This window comes from Streptomyces sp. (assembly GCF_035563135.1).
Classification (GTDB): Bacteria; Actinomycetota; Actinomycetes; order Streptomycetales; family Streptomycetaceae; genus Streptomyces.
Map to the genome: position 1 here is coordinate 1 of NZ_DATMVN010000367.1, position 3,723 is coordinate 3,723.

The window sequence follows — 3,723 nt, forward strand, 5'->3', positions numbered from 1 at the left end:
GGCGGCTCCCACCCCCCTGTCCTCCCGTTCGTCCTGGGCACCGACTTCGCGGGCCGGGTGGACATGATCGGCAGCGGTGACAACGTCTTCCGGGTCGGCGACCCGGTCTTCGGCCGGGTGACGGCACCTCCCCCCGGGCGCTGCGGGGCGTACAGCGAATACGTCTGCGTCCCTCAGGACTCCCCGATCGCGCTCGTCCCGCGTGACGTGCCGCTCCGCATCGCGGCGGCCCTCCCGACGGCCGGCACGGCCGCCGCGCAGATCCTGTCGGACGCGGCCGTGCGCAGCGGACGGAGCCTGCTCGTCATCGGGGCGGCGGGAGGCGTCGGAAGCTTCCTGACCCAGCTCGCGGCCGCCCGCGGAACAAGGGTCGTCGCTGCCGTGCGGGGTGACGAGAGGCGGCGTACGGCGGCACTCGGCGCCACCGCCGCCGTCGATACGACCACCGGCCCCGAAGCGCTGGAAGCCGCGGTGCGCCGTCTGTATCCGGATGGTGTGGACGCGCTCGTCGACCTCGTCTCCACCGACGCCGCCTCGTTCGCCGCGTACGCCTCGCTGGTGCGCGACGGCGGAGTCGTGGTCACCACCCGGGGCGTCGCGGCACCGCCGGGCGTCACCCGGGCCGACTTCCGGCCGGCCCCGGACGCCGCACTGCTGGACGAGCTGGCCTCGGCGGTCGCCCGCGGGGAGCTGGACGTTCCCGTCGACATGGAGCTCCCCCTGGAGAAGGCGCCCCAGGCACTCGTCCAGAACCACGCGGGCGGAGCGCGCGGCAAGACCGTCTTCGTCATCTGAAGGACACCGGACCGGGAGAGGACCATGGCCGACCAGGACATCTTCGAGGACATCGACGAACTGATCACCGAGGAGCGCGCCCTCCGCGCCCGCTCCACCGCGGAACTGGGCCTCTCCGCCGAGGAGAGGTCACGGCTGCGCGAGGTGGAGGTCCGGCTGGACCAGTGCTGGGACCTGCTGCGGCAGCGGCGCGCCCTCAGCGAATACGGCGAGGACCCGTCGGAGGCGAAGGTGCGCCCCGCCGAGGAGGTGGAGGGTTACCAGAGCTGAGGGGCGTCCGCCCGGAGCGGACGCGTCCCCCGCCCGATCCGGCGTACGGGCGTCAGACGGGATCCGGGCCCCTGCCCTGGAGGCGTTCCATCTCGCGGCGGTCCCTCTTGGTGGGGCGGCCCGCGCCCCGGTCGCGGACCGGGACCTGGAGCGCCACCTCGCGCGGCGGCGGGGGCGGGCTGTTGTCAACGAAACACTCCGCCGCCACCGGCGGCCCCACCCGCTTCTTCACGATCCTGGAGACGACCACGACCCTGTCCCGGCCCGCGTGCCGCAGCCGCACCTCGTCGCCCGTGCGCAGGGCCTGGGCGGGCTTCGCACGCTCGCCGTTGACCCGCACGTGCCCCGCCCGGCAGGCGGCAGCCGCCTGCGACCGGGTCTTCGTCAGCCGGACCGCCCAGATCCAGGCATCGACCCGGACGCTTCCCTCCGCCTGCGGCGCCTCACCGGAAACCATGTGTCCGACTCTAATCCGATGAGGCGCACCGGTGGGCCCAGGAGCCGAAGCAGCTGCCGGCATCCCCCGTGCCGACAGCCGCGCAGCTCCCGCCCGCACGGCCCGCACGCGCCCCGCACGCGCCCGCACGTGTTCGCCGAGCGACCACGGCTTCGGGGTGAGCCCACCGCCCCGCACACCCGGTACGGGACCTTCCGCACACGCCCGGTACGGGATCGCCCGTAGCCGGCACCGGCGCGGACAGCAGCAGGAGCCGGCACCGGCGCGGACGGAGCAGTACGCGTACCGCCCGGCCGGTGCGTCCGATCCGGTACCGGACGCACCGGCCGGTCACGCCGGCGGCGCAGCCCCGCTGCCCGTGCACATCTGCCGGACGGAGCCCTTCAGGCACACACCGCGCGGACCAGGCCGCAGGAGGGCTTCCGGGGCCCGGTGATGCGTGCGGTGACGCTCCTGACGGATCAGACGCCGATGTCCTTGCCGTCCTTGCGCCAGACGGCGACGACCGACGGGCGGACGATCCTGCCCGGCCCGTCCGGCCAGGCACTCGCCGGCTTCTCGACGGAAGCTCCGTCGACCTCCCCCGGGTGCTGCACGGCGACGAGGACGCGGCGGTCCTGGATCACCGGTCCGCAGGTCTCCGCACCGGTCGGCACGGTCAGGAACTGCTTGAGCTCGCCCCTGCGTTCGCCCTGGGTCGCGACGCCGAACAGGCCGTCGTGCGAGCCGAGCTGGGCACCGTCCGTGGAGATCCACAGGTTGCCGTGGTCGTCGAAGGCCACGTTGTCCGGGCAGGAGATGGGGCTGACCTTCTCCTTCGGGAATCCGGCGAAGTAGGTCGCCGGGTCCTCCGGATCGCCCGCGACGAGGAAGAGCCGCCAGGCGAATCCGTCACCCGCCGGATCGTCCCAGTGCTCCGCCAGCTCCAGGATCTGGCCGTGCTTGTTGGCGTTGCGCGGGTTGGCCTCGTCGGCGCCGGCCTTGCCCGCCTTGCCGCGGTCGGTGTTGTTGGTGAGGGCGACGTAGACCCGGCCGGTGCGTGGCGAGGGCTCCACGTCCTCGGGGCGGTCCATCTTCGTCGCGCCGACCTTGTCACCGGCCAGACGGGTGAAGACGTACACCTCTTCGGCCGTCATGCCCGGGACGTGCGAGGTGGTGCCCGTGGCGAGCGGGATCCAGACCCCGCTGCCGTCGAACTCACCGTCCGAGGGGAGCTTGCCGGTGCCGTCGAACTCCGCGGTGGGGGAGTCGCCGGTCAGCTTGGCGACGTACAGCGTGCCCTCGTCCAGCAGCGTGAGGTTGTGCTCCCGGGCCGCCCGCGAGTTCCCCTTCTTCATCCGCTTGCTGGAGACGAACTTGTAGAAGTAGTCGAACCGTTCGTCGTCACCCATGTAGACCACGGGACGGCCGTCGGACGTCAGGCGGGGCTGTGCCGCCTCGTGCTTGAACCGGCCGAGCGCGGTGCGCTTGCGCGGCGTGGAGTCGGGGTCGTACGGGTCGAGCTCGACGACCCAGCCGAAGCGGTGCGCCTCGTTGGGCTCCTGGGCCAGGTCGAAGCGCTTGTCGAACCGCTCCCACTTGCGTTCCGTCGCGCCCGTGCCGATGCCGTACCGCTTGTCGGTGTCGCTGGAACCGTTGGCGAAGTACTGGTTGAAGTTCTCCTCGCCGTGCAGCGTGGTGCCCCACGGGGTGGTGCCGCCCGCGCAGTTGTTGAGGGTGCCGAGCACCTTGCGTCCGGTGCGGTCGGCGGAGGTACGCAGAAGGGGACTGCCGGCGGCCGGTCCGGTGACCCGGAATTCACTCGTCGCGGTGAGCCGGCGGTTCAGCGGGTGACGGTTGACCGGGGCGAGCTTGCCGGTGCGGTTCTCCTCCTGGACGACGACCACGGAGAGTCCGTGCGCCGCCCAGGCGATCTCGACCTGCTCACGCGTCGGACTGGCCGGATCGTACCCACGGAACATCAGGATCTCGTCCGTGTACTCGTGGTTGGCGACCATCACCTGACGGCCGCGCTCACCACGGAGCGGCAGCAGGGAGAGGAAGTCGTTGTTGTAACCGAACTGCCCCGCCTGCGCCTTCGCGGACTGCTTGTCCGGGTCGAAGGCGGGAGCGCCGCGCAGGATCGGTTCACCCCAGCGGATGACGACGTTCTGGCCGTAGCCGTCGGGGATCGTGACCTTGTCGTCCTTGTTGGGCGCCAC

Annotated in this window: 4 protein-coding genes; 2 read left to right on the forward strand and 2 right to left on the reverse strand. The window is 72.2% G+C overall.

Annotated elements, in window-relative coordinates:
• The coding region (locus tag VN520_RS15860) for an NADP-dependent oxidoreductase (RefSeq protein WP_325747564.1) at positions 1–795 on the forward strand (795 nt) is incomplete at its 5' end.
• Positions 796–819: 24 nt separating this feature from the next.
• Positions 820–1,065, forward strand: a complete 246-nt coding sequence (locus tag VN520_RS15865; protein WP_325747565.1) for a DUF2630 family protein — start codon at positions 820–822, stop codon at positions 1,063–1,065.
• 52 nt (positions 1,066–1,117) lie between these two features.
• On the opposite strand, the gene VN520_RS15870 is transcribed toward VN520_RS15865, so the two are convergent.
• Positions 1,118–1,522 carry an RNA-binding S4 domain-containing protein gene (locus VN520_RS15870; RefSeq protein WP_325747566.1) on the reverse strand — a complete coding sequence of 135 codons (405 nt, stop codon included), beginning with the start codon at positions 1,520–1,522 and terminating at the stop codon, positions 1,118–1,120.
• A 461-nt stretch (positions 1,523–1,983) separates the two neighbouring features.
• Positions 1,984–3,723 (reverse strand): PhoX family protein (locus VN520_RS15875; protein WP_325747567.1); only part of this gene is annotated, 1,740 nt, incomplete at its 5' end.

What these genes read in the sequence shown, in the direction of transcription:
- VN520_RS15865 (WP_325747565.1), top strand. Translation starts at nt 820, where the DNA reads ATGGCCGACCAGGACATCTTCGAGGACATCGACGAACTGATCACCGAG.
- VN520_RS15870 (WP_325747566.1), bottom strand. Translation starts at nt 1,522, where the DNA reads ATGGTTTCCGGTGAGGCGCCGCAGGCGGAGGGAAGCGTCCGGGTCGAT.